The sequence below is a fragment of the Frondihabitans australicus genome (assembly GCF_003634555.1).
GTDB lineage: Bacteria > Actinomycetota > Actinomycetes > Actinomycetales > Microbacteriaceae > Frondihabitans > Frondihabitans australicus.
This window is the reverse complement of the sequence record NZ_RBKS01000001.1, coordinates 863895-890516: the sequence shown is the minus strand read 5'-3', so window position 1 is coordinate 890516 and position 26622 is coordinate 863895. Positions and strand designations below refer to the sequence as shown.

The following is a 26622-nucleotide window of genomic DNA, read 5'->3' as shown; positions in this document are numbered from 1 at the left end:
GGGATCGGGGTGCATTACCCTTGACAACCGATGCAGGTATTCACGTATTCCGACCCGGAGTTCAACCCCTACGACGACGGCAGCGGCGAGACGCAGAAGAAGCCCGAGATCGACGAGGGCTTCTGGGTCGCGCCGACCGTCACCGAGCCGGTGAACGGCGTCGTGTCGCTGCCCGGCTCGAAGTCGCTGACGAACCGCGAGCTGGTGCTCGCCGCGCTGGCCGACTCCGAGTCGCTGATCCGCCTGCCCCTGCACTCCCGCGACTCCAAACTGATGATCGAGGCGCTCCGCGACGTCGGGGCGCAGATCGACGAGGTGCCGAACGACAGCGCGTACGGCCCCGACCTCCGGGTGACGCCCGGCGCGTTCACGGGCGGCTCGTCGATCGACTGCGGCCTGGCAGGCACGGTGATGCGCTTCATGCCGCCCGTCGCGGCTCTCGCCTCCGGCCCGGTCACGTTCGACGGCGACGTCAACGCCCGCCGTCGCCCGATGCGCACCACGATCGAGTCTCTCCGGGCCCTCGGTGTCGAGGTCTCCGACGACGGCCGAGGCACTCTGCCGTTCAGCCTCTACGGCACCGGCGAGATCGAGGGGGGCGAGATCGAGATCGACGCGTCGGCCTCCAGTCAGTTCGTCTCCGGGCTCCTGCTGGCCGCCCCTCGCTTCACCCGCGGGCTCACGCTGCGCCACACCGGTGAGACGCTGCCGAGCATGCCGCACATCGAGATGACCATCGACGCCCTCGCGCAGCGCGGGGTCGCCGTCGAGTCGCCAGAGCGCGGGGTGTGGGTCGTGCCGCCGTCGCCGATCCTGGGCCGCGACGTCACCATCGAGCCCGACCTCTCGAACGCCGCCCCGTTCCTCGTCGCGGCTCTCGTCGCGGGCGGGCGTGTCTCGGTGCGCAATTGGCCGACCGAGACGACCCAGGTCGGTGGCGACCTCGAGGAGCTCCTCCCGCTGTGGGGTGCAACGGTCACCCGCGACGGCGACCGGCTCACCGTCGACGGCGGCGTCGGCCTCGTCGGCGGCGGGTCGCTGCCCGGCGTCGACCTCGACCTCTCGCGCGGCGGCGAGCTGGCGCCCGCCCTCGTCGCCCTCGCGGCGCTGGCCGAGGGCCCGAGCACGATCACGGGCATCGGTCACCTGCGCGGCCACGAGACCGACCGCCTCAAGGCTCTCGCCGACGACATCAACGCACTCGGCGGTCGCGTCACCGAGCTCGACGACGGCCTCCACCTCCAACCCTCGCCCCTGCACGGCGGCCAGTGGCGCACGTTTGAAGACCACCGCATGGCCCACGCCGCGGCGATCATCGGCCTCGCCGTGCCGAACGTCGAGCTCGACGATGTGCGCGTCGTCTCGAAGACCCTGCCGCAGTTCGTCGAGCTCTGGGACGACCTGCTCGGCCGCACCGTCTCGGTCAGCCCGGCCGACACGAGCCTTCTCGGCTTCCTGTAGGCGCGCGGATGCCGTGGTGGGACGACGTCGACGACGCTGACGACGACGAGGAGTACGGCGAGTACGACGAGTCGTCGGTGCGCGTCCGCCCGAACCCCAAGGGCAACCGGCCTCGCACCAAGCAGCGGCCGACGTACGACGACGCCGCCGTGGGTGTGGTCTGGACGGTCGACCGCGGCCGCTACGGCGTCCTGCTGGCCGCCGGCACGCCGGACGAGCGCGAGATCACGACCAACCGTGCCCGCGAGCTCGGCAAGAAGAGCGTCGTCACCGGCGACGTCGTCGACGTGGTCGGCGACACCTCCGGCGCCGAGGGGTCGCTGGCGCGCATCGTCCGCGTCCACGACCGCACCACGCTTCTGCGACGGAGCGCTGACGACACCGATGCCGTCGAGCGGGTCATCGTCGCGAACGCCGACCAGATGCTCATCGTCGTGGCGGCGGCCGACCCCGAGCCCCGGCCGCGCCTCGTCGACCGCTACATGGTGGCGGCGTTCGACGCGGGCATCGAGCCGATCCTGTGCATCACCAAGACCGACCTCGCGTCGGCCGAGCCGTTCGCGGAGCAGTTCGCCTGCCTCGACCTGCAGGTCGTCACCTCCTCGTCGACGCGCGTCGACGAGCCGACCCTCGCCGAGCTGCGGGCGATCCTCGACGGGCACGTCACGGTCACGGTCGGCCACTCGGGAGTCGGCAAGTCGACCCTCGTCAACGCTCTCACCGGCTCGACCCGCGCCACCGGGGTGGTGAACACGGTCACGGGCCGGGGTCGTCACACCTCGTCGTCGACCGTCTCGCTCCGGGTGCCCACGGGCGGCAGGATCATCGACACTCCCGGCGTCCGCTCCTTCGGCCTCGGGCACGTCGACCCCGAGAACATCCTCCGGTCGTTCGCCTCCCACGCCGTCTTCCCGCCCGGCTACGAGCCGCCCGACGGCATCGCCCTCGTCGACGCCCACGACTGGGAGATCGTCGACCGCGTCGAGGAGGGCGAGCTCGGCGACGTCGGTCGCGAGCGCCTCGAGTCCCTGCTCTCCCTCGTCGAGTCGACCGGCGGCGCCGTCTCCGGCTGATGCCGGCCGATAGCCTGGCTTCGTGACCACCTCGCCCTCGCACTCCGACGACGCCTCGTACGCCGACGACCTCGCGCTGGCCCTCCGCCTGGCCGACGAGGCCGACGCGATCAGCCACGCCCGCTACCGCGCCGCCGACCTCGACGTGTCGCTCAAGGCCGACCACACGCACGTCACCGACGCCGACAGGGCGGTGGAGCGCAGGATCCGCGACCTCCTCGCGAGGGAGCGCCCGGACGACGCCTTCTTCGGCGAAGAGACCGGCCGCACTTCAATCGAGGGCATGCCCCACCGCCAGTGGATCGTCGACCCGATCGACGGCACGGCGAACTTCCTGCGGGGTGTCCCGGTGTGGGCCACGCTCGTCTCGCTCGTGGTCGACTCGCAGCCCGTGGTCGGTGTGGTGAGCGCTCCGGCCCTCGGGCGGCGGTGGTGGGCGCGTGCCGGGGGCGGCGCGTTCGTCGCGGAGCAGAGCGAGGGCGGGGCGGCCGTGCCGCGGCTCCTGCGCGTCTCGGCCGTGTCGACGCTCGACGCGGCGAGCCTCAGCTACAACGGCCTGCAGTACTGGATAAAGGCCGACCGCGTGCCGCAGCTGCTGGCGCTGGCGTCGCAGGTCTGGCGGACGCGCGCGTACGGCGACTTCTGGTCGTACATGCTCGTCGCCGAGGGCGCCATCGACATCTCGGGCGAGTTCGACCTGCAGCCGTACGACATGGCCGCGCTCGACGTGATCGTCCGCGAGGCCGGCGGGCGCTTCGGCGGAATCGACGGCGGCGACGGCATCTGGCACGGCTCGGCGCTCGCCACCAACGGCCTGCTGCACGAGGCGACGCTCACAGCGCTCGCGAAGTAGCGGCGGGCACAGCGGGGCGCAGGAGCCGGGGGTACGTTCGACGAGCAACCGCCCCGACCCACGATGGAGTGATCATGGCCAAAGTCCTGCTCGTCCTGTACCCCGACCCCAAGACCGGCTACCCGCCCGAGTACGCGCGCGACGGCCTGCCGCAGATCGACCACTACCCGAACGGGCAGACGCTGCCCACGCCGGAGGGGCTCGGCTTCACACCCGGCGAGCTGGTCGGCAGCATGTCGGGCGAGCTGGGCCTGCGGAAGTACCTCGAAGACGCCGGGCACACGCTCGTCGTGACGAGCGACAAGGACGGCCCCGACTCGGTGTTCGAGCGCGAGCTGCCCGACGCCGACGTCGTCATCTCGCAGCCGTTCTGGCCCGCCTACCTCACGCCCGAGCGCCTCGAGAAAGCGCAGAACCTCAAGATCGCGATCACGGCCGGCATCGGCAGCGACCACGTCAACCTGGCGAAGGCGATCGAGAAGGGCATCACCGTCGCCGAGGTCACGTACAGCAACAGCATCGGCGTCGCCGAGCACACCGTGATGCAGGTGCTCACCCTCGTGCGCAACTACCTGCCCGCGTACGAGACGGTGCTCGACGGCGGATGGGACATCGCCGACAACGTCGCCCGCGCCTACGACCTCGAGGGCATGGACGTCGGCGTGTTCGCCGCCGGGCGCATCGGCCGGGCCGTCCTCGAGCGCCTGGCGCCGTTCGACGTGCGCCTGCACTACACCGACCGGGCGCGGCTCCCCCACGACGTCGAGGAGCGCCTCGGACTGACCTTCCACGAGTCGATCGACGAGATGCTGCCGCTCGTCGACGTCCTCACCGTCCACGCACCGCTCACCGACGAGACGCGCGGGCTCTTCGACGACGCCCGCCTCGCGACCATGCGCCGCGGCGCGTACATCGTGAATCCCGCGCGCGGCGCGATCGCCGACCGCGACGCGATCGTCCGCGCCCTCGACTCGGGGCAGCTCGCAGGATACGCGGGAGACGTCTGGGACATCCAGCCCGCCCCCGCCGACCACCCCTGGCGCACGATGCCGCACCACGGCATGACGCCACACGTCTCGGGATCGTCGCTACCGTCGCAGTACCGGTACGCGGCGGGCACTCGCGAGATCCTGGAGGCGTTCTTCGCCGGTCGTCCCATCCGCAAGGAGTACCTCATCGTCGAGGGCGGCGCCTACGCCGGCACCGGGGCGACGTCGTACGCGAAGCCCGCCTCCTCGTAGCGACACCCCGCTGCCCGAGTGGCCCGAAACGTACGCCGCCGCGAGGACTCGCGTACGTTCCGGGCCACTCGAGGCCTCAGGGGTGCGAGTGGTCGTGACCAGCGTGGTCGTGCGCGGCGTGGTCGTGCGCGGCGTGGTCGTGACCCGCCGAACCGTGGTCGTGGTGCGAGTGGTCGTGCTCCTGATCGGGGCTGCCGCCCATCATCGCCAGCATCGACCACGAGCCCGACCGCACGAACACGACGAGCAGCAGCGCCGCGATCACGAGGAAGGCGATGTTGAGCCAGGTGGTGTAGTTCCACGAGATCCCGGCGTCGAGGATCGTGACGTCGCGCCCCGTCGGCACGAGCCCGAGGGGCGTGAAGACGAGCTCGACGATGTAGCCGGCGACGACCATCGCCCCGTAGAACACGGCCGTGATCCTGAAGGCCGCCCGCCCGCCGTAGTACCTGCGGTAGATGAGGATGATCGGCACGATGATGAGGTCGGCGAAGACGAACGACACCACGCCGCCGAACGAGATGCCGCCGTTCCACAGCACGGCCGCCAGCGGCACGTTGCCCACCGAGCACACGAACGAGACCGCGGCGAGCAGCGGCCCGACGAGCGGCCCGATCACGAACGAGACGGCCGGGTGGTGCGAGGCGAAGACGGCCTGCAGCCACTCCTTCGGCACCCAGGCGTCGAAGGCGCCGGCGATCAGCAGGCCGATCACGATGTCGCGCAGCACCGACGCCCAGTCCATGACGAAGTACTGCGACGTCGACACGATGCCCGGCTTCGAGAAGAGACGGCGGAGGAACGGCGCGTCGCCCGCGACCGACATGTCCATCGCCGCGTGCCCCTCCATGCCGCCGGCGAGCCCGCGGTCGGCCTGCTCGCGCGCGGCCTCGGCGACCCGGCCCCGCATCCAGAGGCGGAACCCGAGGGCGACCAGCAGGATCATGAGCGGCCCGCCCACGAACTCGGCCGCCGTGAACTGCCAGCCGAGCACGAACGCGAGGACGAGGCCCAGCTCGACGACGAGGTTGGTCGAGGCGATCTCGAAGGCCATCGCCGACGAGAACGACGCGCCCTTGCGGAACAGCGCCCGCGCCAGGGCGACGGCGGCGTAGGAGCACGACGACGACAGCGCGCCGAGGCCCGTCGCGACCGAGATCGACCGAGGTGAGTCGTCGCTCATCAGCTTCGTGATGCGCTCGGTGCGCACCACGGCCTGGATCACGCCCGACAGCGTGAAGCCGAGCAGCAGCGGCCAGAGGATCTCCCACCCCATGAGCCCCGCCATCTTCAGCGCGTCGAGGATCGCGTCGAGCACGAACATGTCCACCAGCCTTCCGTCATCTCCCCAGAACCCTATACCCCCCTGGGGTATTTGCGACGCACTGGCGATCCGGGCGGCCTTGGCCCTTTCTGGGAACGCGCGCGACAGGCTCCTCCCGTGACGCCCCTTCTCCGCCCGGTAGCCTGGGGCCATGAACGCTGACGCGAGGGGCGCAGGAGCCCGGCCGACGCTTCTTCTCATCGAAGACGACCCCGGCCTCGGCCCCCTCATCGAGGAGGTGCTGTCGGAGGTGTACGACGTCACGCGCCACGTCGACGGCCGCGAGGGGCTCGTCGCCGGTCTCGACGGCGACTTCGACGTGCTCGTGGTCGACCGGCGCCTGCCGTCGATCGAGGGGCTCGGCATCGTCGAGAGGCTCCGTCGCGGTCGGGTGACGTCTCCGATCCTGATGCTCACGGCCCTCGGCACCGTCGCCGACCGCGTCGACGGTCTCGACGCCGGCGCCGACGACTACCTGGTCAAGCCGTTCGAGTTCGACGAGCTCCTCGCGCGCCTTCGAGCCCTCACCCGCACGTTCAGCGCCTCCGGGTCGACGCTGCCCATCGGCTCCTGGCGCTTCGCACCGGAGGAGCACGTGCTCACCTCCCCCTACGGCGACCACGTCGTGCTCACAGAGCGCGAGTCGGGCGTGTTGGCGGTACTCGCCCGCGAGCCCGAGCGGACCTTCTCGCGCGAGCACCTGCTGCGCGTGGCCTTCCCCGCCGGCGAGAAGCCCGGCACGGTCGACACCTACGTCCACTACCTGCGTCGCAAGACCGAGAAGGAGATCGTGCTCACCATGCGCGGGCGCGGCTACCGGCTGGGGTCGCTGTGACAGACTCCGGCTCGTCGCCCCGCGCCGACCGGAGCGATCCCGACGCCCGCGCCACGCGGCGCGCGTCGCTGGTCATCGGCTGGCAGATCATGGCGGCCTCCGCCGTGCTCGTGCTCGGCATCGTGGTCATCGGCATCGTGTTCCTGCTGCACCAGGCGCTCCCCCGCGAGCAGATCGACCTCGAGCACTCGTCCAGCCACGTGTACGTCGACTCGTCCGACGTGATGCAGGCGCTGGTGCTCCTCGGCGCGGGCGCGGTCGTCTTCGCCGGGCTCGTGAGCTGGTTCGTGGCGCGGCGGGCCGTCAAGCCGCTCGGCACAGCGCTGCGGCTTCAGCGGCAGTTCGTGGCCGACGCCAGCCACGAGCTCCGCACGCCTCTCGCGGTGCTGGACGCACGGATCCAGGTGCTGCAGAGAAGACTCGACGCCGACGGCGCTCCTGATCCTGCGAGCACCCGCCAGACCGTCGCAGAGCTGCGCTCGGACTCGCGCGCGCTCATCGACATCGTCAACGACCTGCTGCTCGCCGCGGGCGGCGACCGGGCTGACAGCGCCGCCATCGACGCCGCACCCGTGGTGGCCGAGGCGGTGCGATCGCTCGAGATCCTCGCCCGAGATCGGGGCGTCACGCTCGAGATCACGGCGCAGGAGCCAGGGCGGGTCGCCATCCCGGCCGCCGCCCTCCGCCGCTGCACCGTCGCCCTCGTGGACAACGCCATCGGCCACTCGCCCCGGGGCGGCACCGTGCGCGTCTCGGCCTCCGTCGCCGGGGCGTCGTTCGCCCTGCGCGTCGCCGACGACGGGCCCGGCATCACCGGCATCGCCCCGGAGCGCGTCTTCGACCGCTTCGCGCACTCGGCGCCGAGCGGCGACGACGGGAGGGCCGACGGGCCGACGGCCAACCGGCAGAGCTTCGGCATCGGGCTGTCGCTCGTGCGGGACATCGCCGAGCGTCAGGGCGGGCGGGTGCGCGTCGAGTCGACGTCGTCCGCGGGCACGACGATGGCCTTCGAGCTCCCCCTCGCCCGCTAGCGCGTCCCCCCGCGACAAAAAGCGACACCTGCGACGCTTAAACGCGTCGCAGGTGTCGCTTTTTGTCGCGACTGCCAGCGCACGAGAGAGGCCCGCGCCGGGCGGGGACCGGCGTGGCGGGCGCACCAGCGCACGACAGAAGACAAATTGGTGGAGATGGGGGGAATTGAACCCCCGTCCACTGCTGAGATTGAACGCCTTCTACGGGTGTAGCCGATTGATTCGTTCTGCTCGGCTCCCACCTTTGCTATCGGCATCTAGGTGGACGAGCCCAGTCGCAGTGGAAGTCCCGCGCGGCCCTGTGACGCAACCGTGCAGCGAGTTCTCTAGCTGACGCCAGGATCCGGTTAGAGAACGGTCACCGGTCTGACGGACTTTTAGGGCTCTACTGCTTACGCAGCGAGAGCGAAGTCAGTGCTCTTTTTATTGGCACTTATTGTTTTGCGGGGAGCGTTTACGAGATAACCCCACATCCTCGGCCCGCTTCTCGTTCGCATACAGGCAATGTCGAAACCGATCATCCCCATGCTGGGCCTTCTGTCGTGCGCTGTGGAGTTGTGCTCGCCCGGCTGTGAGCCGAACCTCGTGCCGCCGAAGCGGGCCATTCAGTCTAGCTCAGTCGCCCATGTTGCGTCGAGACGACATCGCCCGCTCGGCCTCGCGACGGTCGGTGCGCTCGCGCAGCGTCTGGCGCTTGTCGTACTCCTTCTTGCCCTTCGCGACGGCGAGCTCGACCTTGGCCCGGCCGTCGGCGAAGTAGATGCGCAGCGGGACGAGCGTGTAGCCGCCCTCTTTCGTCTTGTGGCTGATCTTGACGATCTGAGCCTTGTGGAGCAGCAGCTTCCGCTTGCGGCGCGGCGAGTGGTTGTTCCAGGTGCCCTCGGTGTACTCGGGGATGTGGACGGCGTCGAGCCACATCTCGCCGGAGTCGTCGATGTAACCGTAGCCGTCGACGAGCGAGGCCCGACCCTGTCGCAGCGCCTTGACCTCGGTGCCGGTGAGGACGATGCCGGCCTCGTACGTGTCGTCGATCAGATAGTCGAAGCGGGCGCGCCGGTTCGTGGCGACGACCTTCTCGCCTCTGTCCCTCTCGGACGGCGCTTTCGCCATGCTGTGCCTCCCGCTGTCGCTGTCGCTCCGCCCCGATCAGGGCAGCCTCCCAGTATAGAGGGCGGTGGCGCCGGCGTCAGACCTTGAGGTACCGCCGGATCGCGACGTTCGCCGACAGCGCGGCGAGCACCGCGCCGATGACGATCAGCAGCGGCACCACGAACACGGTCGCGTTCATGCCGACGAACGGCGTGGAGGCGAACGACGCCGCGAGGTAGTCGCGCACGAAGAACCGCACGATGAGGTAGATCGCCCCTCCGGCGAGAACCGATCCCACGAGCGCTGCGATCACCCCCTCGAGGATGAACGGCGTCTGGATGAAACGGTTCGACGCCCCGACGAGTCTCATGATGCCGAGCTCTCGGCGTCTCGAGAACGCCGACAGCCTGATGGTGGTGGCGATCAGAAGCACGGCCGCGATCAGCATCAGAACCGCGATGCCGATGGCCGTGTAGCTCGCCGCATTGAGGACGGCGAAGATCGGCTGGAGGTAGCCCCTCTGGTCGACGACGCTCTGCACTCCGGCCTGGTTCGACAGCGCCTCGATGAGCACGTCGGACTGCGACGGGTTCTTGAGGTTCACCCAGAACGTCTCGTTGAGGTACGACGGCTGCACGAACTCCGTGGCCGGGCTGTTCGCGAACTGCCTCTTGAACTCGTCGTAGGCCTGCTGCTGGTCCTGGAAGTAGAACTTCTTGATATAGGGCGACAGGGTCGTCGACTGGAGCTGCGCCTTGACCTGCGCCTCCTGGTCGGTGGTGGCCTTGGCTCCGGTGCAGTTGCCGGTCGTGTCGGTGTCGGTGCACAGGTAGACGGCAACCTGCGCCTTGTCGTACCAATACCCCTTCATCTGGTTGATCTGCATCTGCATCAGCACGGCGACGCCGACGAAGGTGAGCGAGATGAAGGTGACCAGCACGACGGAGATGACCATCGAGAGGTTGCGGCGGAGGCCCTGGCCGACCTCACTGAAGACGAGCCCGAGCCTCATTTGTCGGCTCCCCAGCTCGGCACGGACTGTTTCTCGATCGACGAGGTGTCGAGTCGCGGCGCCGGGGCGGTCTGGGCCGTGACGGACCCGGTCGACGCTACCGCCTGCTCCTGCGCGACCTGGACGATCGGCACGGCCTGCGTCTGGTAGCCGCCCGAGCGCTCGTCGCGCACGACGTTACCGCCCGAGAGCTCGATGACGCGGCGCTGCATCTGGTCGACGATGCCGGCGTCGTGCGTGGCCATGAGCACCGTGGTGCCCGAGGCGTTGATGCGGTCGAGGAGGGTCATGATGCCGGCGCTCGTCGAGGGGTCGAGGTTGCCCGTGGGCTCATCGGCCAGCAGGATCGCGGGACGGTTGACGATGGCACGCGCGATCGCCACCCGCTGCTGCTCGCCGCCCGAGAGCTCGTGCGGCAGACGCTGCGCCTTGCCGGCCAGGCCGACCATCTTGAGCACGTCGGGCACGGCCTCCTGGATGTAGCCGCGGCTCTTGCCGATCACCTGCAGCGTGAAGGCGACGTTGTCGAAGACGGACTTCTGCGGCAGCAGCCGGAAGTCCTGGAACACCACGCCGAGGTTACGGCGGAAGTACGGCACCTTGCGGCTGGAGAGCGACCCGAGGCGCTGGCCGAGCACGTGGATCTGCCCCTTCGAGGGCTTCTCCTCCTTCAGCACGAGGCGCAAGAAGCTCGACTTGCCGGAGCCCGAGGCACCCACGAGGAAGACGAACTCCCCCTTCAGGATCTCGAGCGAGATGCCGTTGAGCGCCGGGCGGGGGTTGCCGGCGTAGAACTTGGAGACCTCATCAAAGCGAATCATGACGGGGCAAGACTAGGCGGGGTACAGCCGAAACGGCAGGAGGCGCGCCTCCCGGGCGAGCCTCGGAATCGCCTGGGAACGTGCCGACAGCGCGACCCGGTCGCAGGATCGAAGAGACTTAGTCTTCCTTGCGCTTCCGCCAGCGGATGCCCGCCGACAGGAACCCGTCGAGGTCGCCGTCGAACACGTTCGACGGGTTGTTGACCTCGTACTCCGACCGGAGGTCTTTGACCATCTGGTACGGCGCGAGCACATAGGAGCGGATCTGGTCGCCCCACGACGCCGTGATGTTGCCGGCGAGCTCTTTCTTCTTCGCGTTCTCTTCCTCGCGCTTGAGCAGGAGCAGGCGCGACTGCAGCACGCGCATCGCCGCGGCGCGGTTCTGGATCTGGCTCTTCTCGTTCTGCATCGACACGACCGTGCCCGTGGGCAGGTGGGTGATGCGGACGGCGGAGTCGGTCGTGTTGACGGACTGGCCGCCGGGGCCGGAGGAGCGGAAGACGTCGACGCGGATGTCGTTCTCGGGGATGTCGATCGACTCCGTCTCCTCCATGAGCGGGATCACCTCGACGGCGGCGAAGCTGGTCTGGCGCTTGCCGGCCGCGCCGAACGGCGACATCCGCACGAGGCGGTGCGTGCCGGCCTCGACGCTGAGCGTGCCGAAGGCGTAGGGTGCGTCGACCTCGAACGTGGCCGACTTGATGCCCGCCTCTTCGGCATAGCTGGTGTCCATCACCGTGGTCTTGAAGCCGTGCTGCTCGGCGTACCGGAGGTACATGCGCAGCAGCATCTCGGCGAAGTCGGCGGCGTCGACGCCGCCGGCGCCCGACCGGATCGTGATGACCGCGGGGCGCGGGTCGTACTCGCCGTCGAGGAGGGTCTGGACCTCGAGGGTGTCCATCATCTTCTGGATGCTCGCCAGCTCGGCGGTCGCCTCGTCGGCGGACTCCTGGTCGTCGCCCTCGTTCGCGAGCTCGACGAGCACCTCGAGGTCGTCGAGCCGCTGCGCGGTCGTGGTGATCTTCTCGAGCTCGGACTTGCGGTGGCTGAGCGCCGACGTCACCTTCTGGGCGTTCTCGGTGTCGTTCCAGAGCTCGGGGTCGCTCGCCTGCTTCTCGAGGTCGGCGATCTCCGCCTCGAGGCGCTCCGGGCCGACCACGGCGGAGATGTCGGCGAAGGTGGAGCGCAGGGCCGCGATCCGGTCGGAGAAGTCGAGCTCGATCATGGTTTTCGAGTCTAGTCGGCGGAGCGTGCATGGCTGGTGGCGCCGGCGGAGCGTGCCAGGCTGGTGGCGTGACCCGAACCGACGACCCTCGCGGCTTCCTCCGAGTGGCCCCGGCGGTGGCGGCGCTGGCCTGGGGCGGAAACCACTTCATCCCTCTCATGCTCATGTACCGGTCGATCGACGGGTACGACCAGGTGCAGGTCGACCTCTTCCTCGCCGTCTACGTCATCGGCCTCGTTCCCGGGTTCCTGCTCGCCGGCACGTGGTCCGACCGGTGGGGCCGCAGGCGGATCATGCTCGCCGGGCTGCCGATCGGCATCGCGGGCAGCGTGATCCTGGCCCTCGGAAGCTCCACGATCGCCGGCATGTGCGCGGGCCGGTTCCTCAGCGGCGTGAGCGTCGCCGTGGCGATGGTCGTCGGATCGAGCTGGATCAAGGAGCTCTCCGAGGCGAGCGGGCAGGGTCAGGCGGGGGCGCGACGTGCGTCGATCACGCTCTCGCTCGGCTTCGGCGGCGGGGCGGGTGTGGCGGGCGTACTCGCTCAGTGGGGGCCGTGGCCGACGATCCTGCCGTATGCGGTCCAGATCGCCGCGACGCTCGTCGGCCTGGTGGTCGTCCTGGGAGCCGCCGAGACCCGGCAGCCGGACCCGTCGATCACGGCGATCATCGGCGACGTCCGGATCCGCCCGGCGATCCGGGGCGTGTTCCTGCGCCGAGTCCTCCCCATCGCGCCGTGGATCTTCGGGGCCTCCGCTCTCGCCTTCGCCGTGGGGCCGAGTCTCGTGACGGCTCGGACCGGGCACCTCGACGTCGCCTTCGCGACCCTCGCCACCGTCATCACGCTCGGCGTCGGGACGTCCGTGCAGCTCGCGTTCGCGGCCATCGACCGGGCCCTGCACGGTCGGTCGGGAACCGTCGGGGTGGCACTCGCCGGGATCGGCGCCGTGATCCTGGTCGCCGCCGCCCTCGACTCGTCGATCGCGGCCGTGCTCGTCGCCGCTCCGATCTTCGGCGCCGGCTACGGCCTGTGCATGGTGGCCGGGCTGTCGGCGGTGCAGGCGATGGCCGACGGGAACGACCTCGCCGGGCTGACCGCGATCTTCTACTCGGTGAGCTACGCCGGGTTCTTCCTGCCGATGATCCTGGCGGCGCTCGCCCCCGTGGTCGGCTACCTGGCCGCGTTCGTCGGAGTCGCGGTGCTCTGCGGCGTCTGCGCGTGGGTGCCGCTCAGGCGCGTCTCGCGCGCCGCGTAGCCCGCCCTCGTCGCACGCGCCACGGCGTCGGGCAGGGCGTCGAGGAACGCGTCGACATCGGCGTCGGTCGTCGAGTGCCCCACCGTGATCCGGAGCGCTCCGCGGGCCTCGTCATCCGAGAGCCCCATGGCGAGGAGCACGTGCGACGCCTCGGGGATCCCCGCCTGGCACGCCGACCCGGTCGACACCGAGACGCCCGCCGCATCCAAGAGGAACAGCAGAGAGTCGCCCTCGCAGCCCGGGAAGGTGAAGTGCGCGTTGCCGGGCAGCCGGTCGACCGGGTCTCCTCGCAGGATCGCGGACGGCACCCTCGCCAGAACGCCGTCGACGACGCGATCGCGCAGCCGGGCGTACTCCCCCGCGCTCTCGGGGCGCGACGCGTGCCGGGCGGCCACCGCGAACGCCACGGCCGCCGGGGCGTCCTGCGTGCCGCTGCGCACCTGGCGCTGCTGGCCGCCGCCGTGGATCAGCGGCACCACCGTCGCCGCGCGCGACAGCACGAGGGCTCCGATCCCGATGGGGCCGCCCACCTTGTGCGCCGACACGCTCAGCGCGTCGAGGCCGATCGAGCGGAAGTCGAGGGGCACCTGGCCGTACGCCGCCACCGCGTCGCAGTGCGTCGGCACGCCGTGGGCGGCGGCGAGCGCCACGATCTCGTCGACGGGCTGGATCGTCCCGACCTCGTTGTTCACCCAGAGGAACGTCACGAGCGCGACGTCGTCGTGCGCCTCCAGCGCCGCGGCGAGCGCCGAGAGCACGATGCGGCCGTAGGCGTCGACGGGCAGCCAGTCGATGACGGCGCCCTCGTACCGCTCGAGCCACTCGACGGTGTCGACGGTCGCGTGGTGCTCGCCTCCGGGCACCAGGATCCGGGGGCGCTTCACCGGCCCCTCCTGCCGGGCCCACCAGAGTCCCTTCACCGCGAGGTTCACCGATTCGGTGCCGCCCGAGGTGAACACGACCTCGATCGGGTCGCAGCCGAGGGAGGCGGCGACCGTCTCTCGTGCCTCCTCGAGCACCCGCTTGGCGTTCTGCCCGTCGCTGTGGATGGACGAGGGGTTCCCGACGGTCGAGAGCGCGGCGGTGTAGGCCTGGATCGCCTCGGGCAGCATGGGGGTTGTCGCCGCGTGGTCGAGATAGACGGCCATGGGCCGGGCCTCCTGCCTACGTTTCGGCCGTGTTTCCGATCTCGGAAATCCGGCATCGTCCGGTTCACTACTCTAGATCGCATGTCCGACGTCGACCTGGTGAGCGCCGCGCCCCCGAAGGCCGATCCGTTCCGTGACCTCGGCGTGCGGTGGGGCGAGGCCGGCCCGACGCTGCGCGTGTGGTCGGGGGCGGCGTCGTCGATCGACCTCGTGATCGACGACGCTCCGACCGAGCGGGTCGTTCCGCTGACGCGCGACGCGTCCGGGGTGTGGACGGGCTCCGACCCGCGGCTGACGCCCGGGAGGCGCTACTGGCTGCGGGCGGACGGCGACCGGGTGAGCGACGCCGGGGTCGTGACGCCTTTCGATCCTGCGGTCAACCTGCTCGATCCCTACGCGCGGGGGCTGGCGCGCACGGGCCGCGGCGAGTGGCGGTCGATCGTCGTCGACGAGTCGTTCGACTGGGGCGGGGTGGAGAAGCCGGCGGTGCCGCTGGATCACACCGTGGTCTACGAGGCGCACGTGAGGGGGCTCACGAGGCTGAACCCGGCGGTGCCCGACGACCTGCGCGGAACGTACGCGGGCCTCGCCCACGAGTCGACGATCGCGCACCTGACCGCTCTCGGCGTGACGGCCGTGCAGCTTCTGCCGGTGCATCACCACGTCGACGAGCAGCGTCTGGTCGAGCAGGGCTTCGAGAACTACTGGGGCTACAACACGCTGTCGTACTTCGCGCCGCATCCGGCGTACGCGTCGCGCGAGGCGCAGCTGGGCGGGCCGAGCGCGATCCTGCGCGAGTTCAAGGGCATGGTGCGGCTGCTGCACGCGGCGGGCATCGAGGTCTGGCTCGACGTGGTCTACAACCACACGGCCGAGGAGGGCGAGGGCGGCCCGGTCACGAGCTTCCGCGGTCTCGACGGCGCCTACTACCGGCACAACCAGGCGGGTCACCCGATCGACGTGACCGGCTGCGGCAACACGTTCGACACGTCGCTGCCGGCCGGCGCCCGTCTCGTCCTCGACTCGCTGCGGTACTGGGCGAACGAGTGCCAGATCGACGGGTTCCGCTTCGACCTGGCGGCGACGCTCGGGCGCGGCACCGACGCCGTGTTCAGCAGCGAGGAACCGCTGCTGAGAGCTATCCGCGACGACGAGGCTCTGGCCGGGGTCAAGCTCATCGCGGAGCCGTGGGACGTCGGGCTCGGCGGCTGGCAGACCGGCAACTTCCCCGACGGCTGGAGCGAGTGGAACGACCGCTTCCGCAATCGCGCGCGCGACTTCTGGCTGCGCGACATCGCCGACGCCCGCGGCGGAGGGGTCGCCGCGAACGGCCTCGGCAGCTTCGCGTCAAAGATCTCCGGGTCGAGCAACATCTACGCGCACGACCGCGGCCCGCTGGCCGGCGTCAACCTCATCACGGCCCACGACGGCTTCACCCTGGCCGACCTCGTCTCGTACGACGCGAAGCACAACCTCCGCAACGGCGAGGACAACCGCGACGGCACCGACGACAACCGGTCGTTCAACCACGGGGCCGAGGGGCCGACCGACAACCCGTGGATCATCGACGCCCGCCGCCGCGCCTCCCGCAATCTCCTGGCGACCCTGTTCCTATCGGCCGGGATCCCCATGCTCACCGCGGGCGACGAGATCGGCCGCACGCAGCGCGGCAACAACAACGGCTACTGCTCCGACGACGAGACCAGCTGGGTCGACTGGATCCTCGACGACGAGAAGGCCGCCCTGCTGGCCGACACCCGCGCGCTGATCCGCCACCGCCGCGAGAACCCCGCCCTCCGACCGGTCCGCTTCGGCACCATGGGCCAGGTCACGCTGTCGGCGACCGACATGACCTGGTTCGATGCCGCAGGAGCAGAGGTGGCCGGCGACGCCTGGAACGACCCGCACCGACGCACCCTCCAGTACCTCGCCGCCTCCACGCCCGAGCTCGAGGAGTTCAACCGGGTCCTCGTGAGCATCCACGGCTCCGAGTCGAGCGTCGCCGTGACGCTCCCCGAGCATCGCGGGGTCCGCTCGTACGAGGCCCTGTGGACCAGCGGCGACACGTTCGACCCCACGCCGCGGAAGCCCGGCGACCTCTACGACGTCGTGGGCCCGACGGTGACGCTGTGGAAGGTGTCGTGAGTTCCTCCCCCGGCACTCCGGCCACGCTCGCGCTCGAGCGAGCGGGGATCGCCTTCACGGCGCACACCTACGAGCACCAGGAGACAGCGACGAACTTCGGCGAGGAGGCCGCGGCCCTGCTCGGCCTCGACGAGGGGCAGGTGTTCAAGACCCTCGTGCTGCAGACGGACGACGCCCTCGCCGTGGCGGTCGTGCCAGTGTCGGGGCGGGTGGACCTGAAGGCGTTCGCGGCGGCGGTCGGCGCGAAGAAGGCGGCACTCGCTGATCCTGCGCTCGCCCAGAGACGCACGGGCTACGTGGTCGGCGGGATCAGCCCCGTCGGGCAGAAGACGGCGCTGGCCACGGTGATCGACGAGACGGCCGAGCTCTACGACACGGTCTTCGTCTCGGGCGGACGACGCGGATTCGACGTCGAGCTGACGCCGGGCGACCTCGCCCGGGCCACCGGAGGGACGTTCGCCGCCATCGCCCGGTGACGGGTCCCATTCGGGCGGGGACCCGGCACCGGCGCGGGCGCAGGAGTGCGCCGGCGGAGCGAGAGACAGCTGCGGACGGTTCGTCGGGATGGTCGTTCAGCTGACCTTCCGTTGCTGTGATGACGACATTAGCGGTCCCCCATAGTGCGGACAAGCGAATTCATGTCGACGCATGCACCCAAAGCGGGGGGCAATCTCAGACCCGCGCCGTCGCGGACCGGGTAGCGTCGGTGTCGTGGTGACCAGAGAACAGTCCAGAGTCGGGCAGAGCCCGGCCAGAACCATCACCGGCCGGATCCCGATCGCGGGGCTGAGGCCGCGCACCCCCGACGACGCGTTCGACACCAAGGCGTTCGTCGGCGAGGTCGTGCCGTTCGAGGCGACGGTCTTCCGCGAGGGCCACGACGTCATCGACGCGGCCATCGTCGTCACCGAGCCGACCGGCGCCGTCCGTCGGCAGCGGATGACCGCGGGCATCCCTGGCACCGACCTCTGGAGCACCGAGTGGCTGTTCGAGGCCGAGGGCACCTACACCTGGCAGGTCGAGGCCTGGACCGACGACTGGGCGACGTGGCTGCACACGGCCGAGATCAAGATCCCGGCCGGGCAGGACATCGACAACGTGCTCGCCTCCGGTCGGCTCCTGCTGGAAAGGGCCTCGAAGCGCGACTCGTCCAACGCCCTCCTCGCCGACGCCGCCCGTGCCCTCGGCAACGCCGCCCTGAGCCCGCAGGCCCGGCTCAAGGTCGCCACCGACAGTCGCCTGAACGCCGCGATCTTCGCGCGGCCGCTCGCGAGCCTCATCACCCAGAGCGCGAAGAAGCACGTCCGCGTCGAGCGGAGCCGCGCCGCCGTCGGCAACTGGTACGAGTTCTTCCCGCGCTCGGAGGGCGCCAAGAAGCGCGACGACGGGTCGTGGCAGAGCGGCACCTTCCGCACCGCGGCAAAGCGCCTTCCGGCCATCGCGCGCATGGGCTTCGACGTGGTGTACATCCCGCCGGTGCACCCGATCGGCCGCACCTTCCGCAAGGGTCCGAACAACACCCTCGACGCCGGCCCCAACGATCCGGGCTCGCCCTATGCGATCGGCTCGGCTGACGGCGGCCACGACGCCGTCCACCCCGAGCTCGGCACCCTCGCCGACTTCGAGTGGTTCGTCGGCGCGGCGAAGAACGTCGGCCTCGAGCTCGCCCTCGACCTGGCCCTGCAGTGCTCGCCCGACCACCCGTGGGTCACCGAGCACCCGGAGTGGTTCACGGCGCTGCCGGACGGCACCATCGCGTACGCCGAGAACCCGCCGAAGAAGTACCAGGACATCTACCCGCTCAACTTCGACAACGACTACGAGGGCCTCAGCCGCGAGATCCTGCGGATCGTTCGGTTCTGGATCGATCGCGGCGTCACCATCTTCCGCGTCGACAACCCGCACACCAAGCCGGTGCACTTCTGGGAGTGGCTGCTGGAGGACATCCGCAGCGACCACCCCGAGGTCGTCTTCCTCGCGGAGGCGTTCACCAAGCCGGCGATGATGCAGGCCCTGGCGCAGGTCGGGTTCCAGCAGTCGTACACCTACTTCACCTGGCGCAACGAGAAGTGGGAGCTCGAGGAGTACCTCCACGAGATCTCGAAGGTCACGAGCCCGTGGTTCCGCCCGAACTTCTTCGTCAACACCCACGACATCCTGACGCCGTACCTGCAGTACGGCGGCGTGCCCGCGTACAAGATCCGCGCCGCGATCGCCGCCACCGCGTCGCCGACGTGGGGCGTGTACTCGGGCTACGAGCTGATCGAGAACGTCGCCCGCCCGGGCTCGGAAGAGAACATCGACAACGAGAAGTACGAGTTTAAGCCGCGCGACTGGGCCGGCGAGGAGGCCGCGGGCGCCTCCATCGCCCCGTACTTGACCCAGTTGAACCGGATCCGCGGCGCGCACCCCGCCCTCCGCCAGCTGCGCAACCTGACCGTGCACTCCTCCGACGACGACGCGATCCTCGTCTACTCGAAGTACCTCGACGGCAGGCACATCCGCTCGGGGCGGTCCGACGCGATCATCGTCGTCGTCAACACCGACCCGCACTCGGCCCGCGACACGACCGTGCACCTGGACCTCCGGGCGATCGGCCTGGAGCCCGGCAGCCGGTTCACCGTGCGCGACCTCATCACCCAGCAGTCCTGGACCTGGACCGACGACGACTACGTGCGCCTCGACTCGTTCGTCGAGCCCGCGCACATCCTCAGCGTCGACTACAACCGCGCCCCCTAGGAGGCAGCACCATGACCACCGGAAGCGCCACACCCCGCACCGACACCCAGCTCGTCCCGCCGCTCGACGGCCACGAGGCGTACCTCGTGTCGATCGGGTCGCACCCGCACCCGCACCAGATCCTGGGCCCGCACCACCTCGACTCGGGCGTGCTCGTGCGCGTCCTCCGCCCTCTCGCTCAGAGCGTCACGCTCGTGCTCGAGACCGGGGCACGCCTCGCCATGGCGCACGTCTCGCACGGCATCTGGGAGGCGCTGGCCATCATCGAGCCGGGCGCCTACCGCGTCGAGGCGACCTACGACGCCTCCGGCGCGTGGACCACCGACGACCCGTACCGCTTCTGGCCGACCGTCGGCGACGTCGACCTGTACCTCTTCGGCGAGGGCCGCCACGAAGAGCTCTGGCGGGTCTTCGGCTCGCACGTGCGCGAGCACCAGGGCACCGTCGGCACCGCGTTCTCGGTGTGGGCGCCGCACGCGCAGGCAGTGAGAGTCAAGGGGGACTTCAACGGCTGGCACGGCGTCGCCCACGCCATGCGCCGCCTCGACGGCAACGGCGTCTGGGAGCTGTTCGTGCCCGGCCTCACCGACGGCGTCTACAAGTACGAGATCCTCACCGCCGACGGCCGCTGGGTCGACCGCGCCGATCCGATGGCCCGTCAGGCGGAGACCCCGCCCGCGACCGGCTCCGTGATCACGAAGGCGTTCCACGAGTGGCAGGACACCGCGTGGATGGAGGGCCGGGCGTCGAGCCAGCCGTGGTCGAAGCCGATGAGCGTGTACGAGCTGCACGTCGGCTCCTGGCGCCCCGGCCTGTCGTACCGCGACCTCGCCGACCAGCTGATCGGCTACGTCGGCGACCTCGGGTTCACCCACGTGGAGTTCATGCCGCTCGCCGAGCACCCGTTCGGCGGTTCGTGGGGCTACCAGGTGTCGGGCTACTACGCCCCGACGTCGCGCTTCGGCACGCCCGACGACCTCCGCTACCTGATCGACCGGCTCCACCAGGCCGGCATCGGCGTGATCATGGACTGGGTGCCCGGGCACTTCCCGAAGGACGAGTGGGCCCTCGCCCGCTTCGACGGCCAGCCCCTCTACGAGCACAGCGACCCGCGCCTCGGCGAGCAGCCCGACTGGGGCACCCTCGTGTTCAACTTCGGCGACTCGCACGTGCGCAACTTCCTCGTGGCCAACGCGCTCTACTGGCTCGAGGAGTTTCACATCGACGGCCTCCGGGTCGACGCCGTCGCCTCGATGCTCTACCTCGACTACTCGCGCAACGACGGCGAGTGGGTGCCGAACAAGTTCGGCGGCCGCGAGAACCTCGAGGCCATCTCGTTCCTGCAGGAGGCGAATGCGACTGCCTACCGCAAGAACCCCGGCATCGTCATGATCGCCGAAGAGTCCACGTCGTGGCCCGGCGTCACGAGGCCCACGGCCGACGGAGGGCTCGGCTTCGGCCTGAAGTGGAACATGGGCTGGATGCACGACTCGCTCGAGTACATCCAGCGCGACCCGCTGTACCGCAGCTACCACCACAACGAGATCACGTTCTCGTTCGTGTACGCGTTCAGCGAGAACTTCATGCTGCCGATCAGCCACGACGAGGTCGTGCACGGGAAGGGCTCTCTCTACGGCAAGATGCCCGGCGACGAGTGGCAGAAGCGCGCGAACCTGCGCGCCTACCTCGCCTTCATGTGGGGCCACCCGGGCAAGCAGCTGCTGTTCATGGGCTCCGAGTTCGGGCAGCCCTCGGAGTGGAGCGAGCAGCGCGGCCTCGACTGGTGGATGCTCGACCAGCCCACCCACCAGGGCCTGCACTCGCTCGTGAAGACCCTCAACCACGTGTACCAGGGCGAGCCTGCCCTCTGGCAGCACGACTTCGACACCGACGGCTTCGAGTGGATCGACGGCGGCGCCGCCGAGCAGAGCGTCGTGGCGTTCCTCCGCAAGACGCCCGGCGGTTCGCGCGTCGCCGTCTGCGCGAACTTCTCGGGGCAGCCCGTGCAGATGCGCCTCGGGCTGCCCGCGGCGGGCGTGTGGCACGAGATCCTGAACACCGACGCGCTGGAGTACGGCGGGTCGGGAGTGGGCAACATGGGCAGCGTCACGGCGACGGCCGACCCGTGGGCCGGTCGCCCGGCGTCCGCCGACGTGACGCTGCCGCCTCTCGGCGTGATCTGGCTGCGCCTCGAGTAGCCCTACCTTCCGACGAGGGCGGGCGCAGGATCCGAGAGCCGCCCGCCCTCCGTCTTCTCGCGCTCGAGCGCCGCACCCTCCACGTCCGCGTTCGGCAGCACGCGGTCGAGCCACCGGGGCAGCCACCACGCCGCGTCGCCGAACAGGCGCATCACCGCCGGCACGAGCGTCATCCGCACCACGAAGGCGTCGACGAGCACGCCCACGGCCAGCGCGAACGCGATCGGCTGCACGGTGCCGTGCCCCATCACCGCGCCGTTGCCGAAGACGCCGATCATGATCAGCGCCGCAGCGGCGACCACCTTGGCCCCGTTCGAGAAGCCCGTCGTGACGGCGGCGGGCGACGAGTCGCCGTGGGCGCGTCGTTCGCGCATGCCCGAGACGAGGAACATCTCGTAGTCCATGGAGAGGCCGAACAGCACCCCGACGACCAGGATCGGCAGGAAGCTCAGCAGCGGAGCCGCAGGATCCACGTGGAAGAGCCCGCCGAGCCACCCCCACTGGAACACCGCGACGGTCGCGCCGAGGGCCGCGCCGAGCGACAGCAGGAAGCTCAGCACCGCCTTCAGCGGGATCAGCAGCGACCGGAACACCACCATGAGCAGCAGGAACGCGAAGCCCGCCACCAGCGCGAGGTACACCGGCAGCGCCTCGAGGAGTCGCTGCGAGATGTCGATCGCCACGGCGGTCGTGCCCGTCACCTCGAGGGAGACCCCCTGCGGGAGGCCGAGCTGAGCCGACGACCGCCGGAGGGTGTGCACGAGTGTCTCGGTGGCGGCGTCGGACGGCCCGGACTCGGGGATCACGGTGAGGAGGACGTCGGATCCTGCGACCCCGGAGGGAATCACGCGGTCGACGTCGGTGCCGTCCAGGGCCTTCTCGAGGGCCGGCACGTCGGACGCGGTCGCGCCGTGGGCGAGCACCAGGATCGGGCCGTCGAATCCGGCGCCGAAGCCCTCGGCCATGAGGTCGTACGCCTCGCGGGTGGTCGTACCCGGGGTGTCGTCGCCGTCGTTCGGCAGCCCGAGGCGGAGTCCGGCGAGGGGCACCGCGAGGATCGCCAGCACCGCGACCGCGGCGACGACGAACACGACCGGGCGACGCAGGACTCCGGAGACCCAGCGCGTCGAGAGCGTGCGGCGCTCCGCGTCGGTCGTCTCGCCGATCCTGCGCCTGGCCCGCTTCGACAGCACGCGGACGCCGAGGACGCTCAGGAGCGCCGGGGTGAGGGTGAGTGAGACCAAGAGCGCCACCAGCACGCCGAACGCCGCGGAGAGGCCCATCTGCGTGAGGAATCCGACGCCGACGACCGAGAGACCCGCCAGTGCCACGATGACGGTCGCGGCGGCGAAGAAGACGGCCGAGCCGGCGGTGCCGACCGCGAGCCGGATCGACCCGCGCACGGGCACACCGGCGAGGAGGTTGCGACGGTGCCGGTTGACGATGAAGAGCGCGTAGTCGATGCCGACGGCGAGCGACAGCAGGATCGCGAGGACGGGCGCGGTCGAGTTCAGGCTCACGAACGCCGTCGAGGCGTAGATCGTGGCGACACTCGTGCCCAGGCCGAACAGGGCCGTGACGAGGGGCAGGCCCGCGGCGAGGAGCGATCCGAACGTGATGAACAGGATCACGAAGGCGAGGACGATGCCGACGAGTTGACTGCTCGACGCCGTGGTGGCCGGCACGAGGCCCGACGACGCCTCGACCTGCAGGTCGTCGCTGCGCACCGCGGCCATGGCGTGCTCGACGCCGCGGGTCGTCGCGGCCGTGGGGTCCGATCCGCTGATCGAGACCGCGACGTAGCCGATGCGGCCGTCGGGCGAGAGGGTCTTCGCCGCGGCGGGCGCGGTGAACGGGTCGACCGCGCCGGTGACGCCGGGCACGGACTTCAGGCGCGTCGTGAGGTCGGCGACCGCCTGGGCGTCGGCCGGGGTGAGCTTCTGGCCCGCAGCAGCCGCGAAGACGACGTCGCCGCCCGAGCCGCCCGCCGAGGGGAACTCCTTCTGCACCGTGTTCAGGGTGTCGATCGACTGCAGGCCGTCGATCGTGAACGTCGACTCGAGCGACTTGGAGAACGCGCCGGCCGAGCCGACGGCGGCGACCAGGAGCACGAGCCACGCCGCGACCACCCACCATCGGTGTCGCGCGCTGAATCCGCCGATCCGGGCGAGGAGGGAAGCCATGGGAACCGCCTTTCACCGTGGAGGCGGCACCGTGCCGACCTCCTCGTCCAGGCTGGCGCGGCGGCGATCGGCGCCCCACGGCCCCAGGGCGGGCTGCGGGTGGAAAGACGGCGGCCGCCCTCCACCCGTGGGTGGATGGCGGCCGCAAAGCTCCGTCGGCTCAGTACAAGAGCATCGTGAGGCGACGTCGGGCGGCGACGACGCTCGGGGCGTCCGTCCCGACGATCTCGAAGTACTCCAGCAGCCGCGTACGCACGGCGTTCTTCCCGTCGGCATCGAGCGACGGGAACAGTGCCAGCAGGCGATCGAACGCGTCGTCGATGTGGCCTCCCGACACGTCGAGGTCGGCCACCGCGAGCTGGGCATCGACATCGGCAGGAGCCGCGGCAGCCGCGTTCCTCACCTCGGCCATCGTCGTCCCCTGCAGGCGTGCGAGCAGCGACACCTGCGCCAGGCCCGCCACGGCGAGCTGGTCGCGTGGGTCCTGGGCGATCGCCGTCCGATAGGCCGCCTGCGCCGCCTCGTAGTCGCCGCGCTCGATGGCGTCGTAGGCGTCCTGGTGGTGCGGCGGCAGTGGTTCGGGCTCGGGCTCTCCCGCAGGCTCGGCCAGCGCGTCACCGTCGACGGCGACGGTGCCGGTCACGCCGTTCTGCGCGGCCAGCTCGAGCACCTGCTCGAGCACGTCGCGCACCTGGGCCTCCGGCAGCGCGCCGACGAACAGCGACACCGGTCGACCGCCGACGATCGCCGCGACCGTCGGGATCGACTGAGCCTGGAACGCCTGCGTGAGCTGCGGGTTCGTGTCGGCGTCGACCTTCGCGAGGACCATCCGGCCGGCGTACTCGTTCACGACCTTCTCGAGGATCGGCGAGAGCTGCTTGCACGGGCCGCACCACTCCGCCCAGATGTCGACGATCACCGGGACCGTCTGGCTGAGCTCGACGACCGCGCCGAACGTCGCGTCGGTGACGTCGACGACCAGGGAGGGCAGGGTGCCGGTCGGGGTGGTGTCGGACGGCGCGGCGCCGCCTCCTGCGCCCTGAGCCGGCGCAGGCGCCTGCGCGCGGTTGACGAGGGAGGAGAGGTCGACTGCGCCGCGGAGCGACGCCGGGGACGGGGGGACGTTGGTCACTTGGACACCTCTTTCGCGGAGATCAGGCCCTGGCTGAATCCCAACAGCTCGACCTTGTCTTTGCTTCCCACCGGCGGGACGGAGAACAGCAGCTGCACGCCGTAGGTCGCGGTGATGCCCTTGGTGGACTTCGCGACACCCGAGAGCGACTTGACCTCGCCCTCGGTGTTCACCTCGGCGCCGGCCTTCGTCGGCGTGACCGTCTCGATCTCGTTCAGCGACACGGAGACGATCGCACCGGCGTCGTTCGTGGCGAGGGCGATGCTGGGCTCGGACCCGACGGCGGACGTGTAGGCGATCTTGGCCGTGGACGGCAGCTTGGCGGCCTTCGCGAGCTTGTACGGTCGGCCGATCTTGTCGCGCAGCGTGTCGCCCGTCGCGTCGAAATACTTCGCGAAGTCGCTGGCGTCGGCGTTCTTGAGGATGTCGGCGTAGTCGGCCGCGAGAGCGTCGGGCTGCACCAGCAGGAGCTTGACGTCGGGAGCGAGACGCGCGGCCCCCAGCGACGCCGGCGGGAGGTTGGTGAGCTTGGCCTGCGCCTCCAGACCGACGAGATAGTCGACCTTGTAGGGGTCGCGGGCGGAGTCCTGCTTGAGCATGACGCCGACCGGGGCGGTCGTCGTGCTCGTCGAGGACTGCACGACGACGAAGACGGTGCGCGGCCAGGTGTCGGTCTGCTGCGGCAGGGTCAGCGTGAGCTTGCCCTCGGGGATCGTCACCGGGGCGGCTGCCGTCTTGTCGGTCTTCTTGATCGTGTAGTACGCGGAGCGCTGGGCGAGGGCCGGCCCCTCGAAGCGGCCGCCGAGGACGCGGGCGCTCGAGTACTTGTCGGCCACGTTCTCGACCGAGACGACGCGCTGCATGATGTCGGTCGCCTGGGTCTGCGTGATGGCCGGCGGCTGGAGCTGGTTGCCGGGAGCCGTCGTGGCCGTGGCCGTCGGCGTCGCCTGGCTCGAGGCGTCGCCGCTCGCGGGCTGGGGCCAGTAGTCGGGCGAGCAGCCTGCCAGTGCGACAGAGGCGACGACCACGACCGGGACGACCGCGATGATCCTGCGCGTCCGCCTCTTCGAACCGCTCTCGATGCCGAGGGCCGTGCGGCGACCCGACCGGACCGAGCGCGGTCGCTCGGACCGGGGCAGCTTCGGGCCGCGACCACCGCCGGACGAGCGGCGCGGGCCGCGGAGGCGGCGGTGGTGCAGGATCGCCCACACGAACAGCAGGATCCCGATGAGGAAGACGAGCAGGCCGGCCGAGATCAGGGGGCCCACCAGCGGCGTCGCGGTGGAGAGCGGCCAGGTCACGGAGATCGACGACGGGGCCGGGTGCGTGCCGTCGGTCGCGATGATGAGCGAGATGTCGCTCGGCGCGTCGAGCGAGAAGTCGAGCGTGGAGCCGCGGTATTCCTGGTACCAGAGGTCGCTGCCGTGGGGATTCGGCACGGTCGTCTCGGAGCCCGAGATCTTCTTCGTGACCAGCTTGCCGGTGGTCTTGTCGAAGGTCACCGAGTTGTAGGTCGCGTCGCCCACCCACCCCTTGATGTCGCTGGTGCGGCCGTACGCCGCCATGATCGTCTGGTCGCTGCCCGAGATGACGATGTGCTCGCGGCCCGCGTAGCCCTTCAGCGCCTTCGCGCTGATGACGGTGAGCGTCGCGTCGGACTTCGTGGTCGAGACCGACGAGGTCACCGACGAGGGCGGAGCGAAGACGGTCCGCTGGGCCAGGCCGAGCAGCACCAGCAGGGCCGCCACCACCAGCGTGATGACGGCGATGACGAAACGCACGTGTTCACTCCCTTCGTGCCGCCGACCCGGATCGGACCGGGCTCGCCCTCGGGCTGAGCGGCAGCGAATTTAAGACGG

Annotated in this window: 20 protein-coding genes and 1 other RNA gene; 11 read left to right on the top strand and 10 right to left on the bottom strand. The window is 70.3% G+C overall.

The genetic code is table 11. The features are described from left to right. Positions 1-30: 30 nt before the first annotated feature. The 4 genes from aroA to C8E83_RS04080 all read left to right on the top strand — a co-directional run bounded on the left by aroA (position 31) and on the right by C8E83_RS04080 (position 4628). Positions 31-1461 (top strand): 3-phosphoshikimate 1-carboxyvinyltransferase, encoded by a 1431-nt coding sequence (aroA, locus tag C8E83_RS04095; RefSeq protein ID WP_121368563.1) that lies wholly within the window; start codon positions 31-33, stop codon positions 1459-1461. An 8-nt stretch (positions 1462-1469) separates the two neighbouring features. Beyond that, positions 1470-2534: a ribosome small subunit-dependent GTPase A gene (gene rsgA / locus C8E83_RS04090; RefSeq protein ID WP_121368562.1), complete on the top strand. Its 1065-nt coding sequence runs from the start codon at positions 1470-1472 to the stop codon at positions 2532-2534. 22 nt (positions 2535-2556) lie between these two features. Continuing rightward, the gene (locus C8E83_RS04085; protein WP_121368561.1) at positions 2557-3387 is read left to right on the top strand and encodes an inositol monophosphatase family protein; all 831 of its coding nucleotides are present in this window, start codon (positions 2557-2559) and stop codon (positions 3385-3387) included. Between the two features lie 74 nt (positions 3388-3461). Next, a complete protein-coding gene (locus C8E83_RS04080; protein WP_121371723.1) occupies positions 3462-4628 on the top strand; it encodes an NAD-dependent formate dehydrogenase in 1167 nt (388 codons plus the stop codon). A 76-nt stretch (positions 4629-4704) separates the two neighbouring features. Here the strand turns inward: C8E83_RS04080 and C8E83_RS04075 are convergent, their stop codons facing one another. Next, positions 4705-5952, bottom strand: a complete 1248-nt coding sequence (locus tag C8E83_RS04075; RefSeq protein ID WP_121371722.1) for a permease — start codon at positions 5950-5952, stop codon at positions 4705-4707. Positions 5953-6103: 151 nt separating this feature from the next. On the opposite strand from C8E83_RS04075, the gene C8E83_RS04070 reads away from it, so the two are divergent. Beyond that, positions 6104-6787, top strand: a complete 684-nt coding sequence (locus C8E83_RS04070; protein ID WP_121368560.1) for a response regulator transcription factor — start codon at positions 6104-6106, stop codon at positions 6785-6787. Next, on the top strand, positions 6784-7818 hold the full coding sequence (locus C8E83_RS04065) for a sensor histidine kinase (RefSeq protein WP_121368559.1): 1035 nt from the start codon (positions 6784-6786) through the stop codon (positions 7816-7818). Before C8E83_RS04070 ends, C8E83_RS04065 begins: the two co-directional genes overlap by 4 nt. Before the next feature lie 148 nt (positions 7819-7966). Here the strand turns inward: C8E83_RS04065 and ssrA are convergent. The 5 genes from ssrA to prfB all read right to left on the bottom strand — a co-directional run bounded on the left by ssrA (position 7967) and on the right by prfB (position 11965). Further along, positions 7967-8343: a transfer-messenger RNA gene (gene ssrA / locus C8E83_RS04060) on the bottom strand. 90 nt (positions 8344-8433) lie between these two features. Then, positions 8434-8928 carry an SsrA-binding protein SmpB gene (smpB, locus tag C8E83_RS04055; RefSeq protein ID WP_121368558.1) on the bottom strand — a complete coding sequence of 165 codons (495 nt, stop codon included), beginning with the start codon at positions 8926-8928 and terminating at the stop codon, positions 8434-8436. A gap of 76 nt (positions 8929-9004) precedes the next feature. After that, positions 9005-9919, bottom strand: coding sequence for a permease-like cell division protein FtsX (gene ftsX / locus C8E83_RS04050; protein ID WP_121368557.1), 915 nt, complete (start codon positions 9917-9919; stop codon positions 9005-9007). After that, positions 9916-10740, bottom strand: a complete 825-nt coding sequence (gene ftsE, locus C8E83_RS04045; protein WP_121368556.1) for a cell division ATP-binding protein FtsE — start codon at positions 10738-10740, stop codon at positions 9916-9918. The genes ftsX and ftsE overlap by 4 nt, the downstream gene beginning before the upstream one ends. Before the next feature lie 118 nt (positions 10741-10858). Further along, on the bottom strand, positions 10859-11965 hold the full coding sequence (gene prfB, locus C8E83_RS04040; protein ID WP_121368555.1) for a peptide chain release factor 2: 1107 nt from the start codon (positions 11963-11965) through the stop codon (positions 10859-10861). Positions 11966-12033: 68 nt separating this feature from the next. On the opposite strand from prfB, the gene C8E83_RS04035 reads away from it, so the two are divergent. Further along, positions 12034-13218 (top strand): MFS transporter, encoded by a 1185-nt coding sequence (locus C8E83_RS04035; protein ID WP_170159837.1) that lies wholly within the window; start codon positions 12034-12036, stop codon positions 13216-13218. On the opposite strand, the gene C8E83_RS04030 is transcribed toward C8E83_RS04035, so the two are convergent. Beyond that, positions 13134-14366: a cysteine desulfurase family protein gene (locus C8E83_RS04030; RefSeq protein WP_121368553.1), complete on the bottom strand. Its 1233-nt coding sequence runs from the start codon at positions 14364-14366 to the stop codon at positions 13134-13136. The two genes, C8E83_RS04035 and C8E83_RS04030, sit on opposite strands and share 85 nt — an antisense overlap. 81 nt (positions 14367-14447) lie before the next feature. On the opposite strand from C8E83_RS04030, the gene glgX reads away from it, so the two are divergent. The 4 genes from glgX to glgB all read left to right on the top strand — a co-directional run bounded on the left by glgX (position 14448) and on the right by glgB (position 21448). Next, positions 14448-16511, top strand: a complete 2064-nt coding sequence (gene glgX, locus C8E83_RS04025; RefSeq protein WP_121368552.1) for a glycogen debranching protein GlgX — start codon at positions 14448-14450, stop codon at positions 16509-16511. Beyond that, positions 16508-16987, top strand: coding sequence for a Cys-tRNA(Pro) deacylase (gene ybaK, locus C8E83_RS04020; RefSeq protein WP_121368551.1), 480 nt, complete (start codon positions 16508-16510; stop codon positions 16985-16987). The genes glgX and ybaK overlap by 4 nt, the downstream gene beginning before the upstream one ends. 172 nt (positions 16988-17159) lie before the next feature. Then, the gene (locus tag C8E83_RS04015; RefSeq protein ID WP_121368550.1) at positions 17160-19250 is read left to right on the top strand and encodes an alpha-1,4-glucan--maltose-1-phosphate maltosyltransferase; all 2091 of its coding nucleotides are present in this window, start codon (positions 17160-17162) and stop codon (positions 19248-19250) included. Between the two features lie 11 nt (positions 19251-19261). Further along, a complete protein-coding gene (gene glgB, locus C8E83_RS04010; protein ID WP_121368549.1) occupies positions 19262-21448 on the top strand; it encodes a 1,4-alpha-glucan branching protein GlgB in 2187 nt (728 codons plus the stop codon). 2 nt (positions 21449-21450) lie between these two features. Here glgB and C8E83_RS04005 read toward each other — a convergent pair whose 3' ends face one another. The 3 genes from C8E83_RS04005 to C8E83_RS03995 all read right to left on the bottom strand — a co-directional run bounded on the left by C8E83_RS04005 (position 21451) and on the right by C8E83_RS03995 (position 26544). Then, positions 21451-23631: an MMPL family transporter gene (locus tag C8E83_RS04005; RefSeq protein ID WP_121368548.1), complete on the bottom strand. Its 2181-nt coding sequence runs from the start codon at positions 23629-23631 to the stop codon at positions 21451-21453. Between the two features lie 160 nt (positions 23632-23791). Further along, positions 23792-24763, bottom strand: a complete 972-nt coding sequence (locus tag C8E83_RS04000) for a tetratricopeptide repeat protein (RefSeq protein ID WP_121368547.1) — start codon at positions 24761-24763, stop codon at positions 23792-23794. Beyond that, the gene (locus C8E83_RS03995) at positions 24760-26544 is read right to left on the bottom strand and encodes a DUF8094 domain-containing protein (protein ID WP_121368546.1); all 1785 of its coding nucleotides are present in this window, start codon (positions 26542-26544) and stop codon (positions 24760-24762) included. The genes C8E83_RS04000 and C8E83_RS03995 overlap by 4 nt, the downstream gene beginning before the upstream one ends. Between the last annotated feature and the right edge of the window lie 78 nt (positions 26545-26622).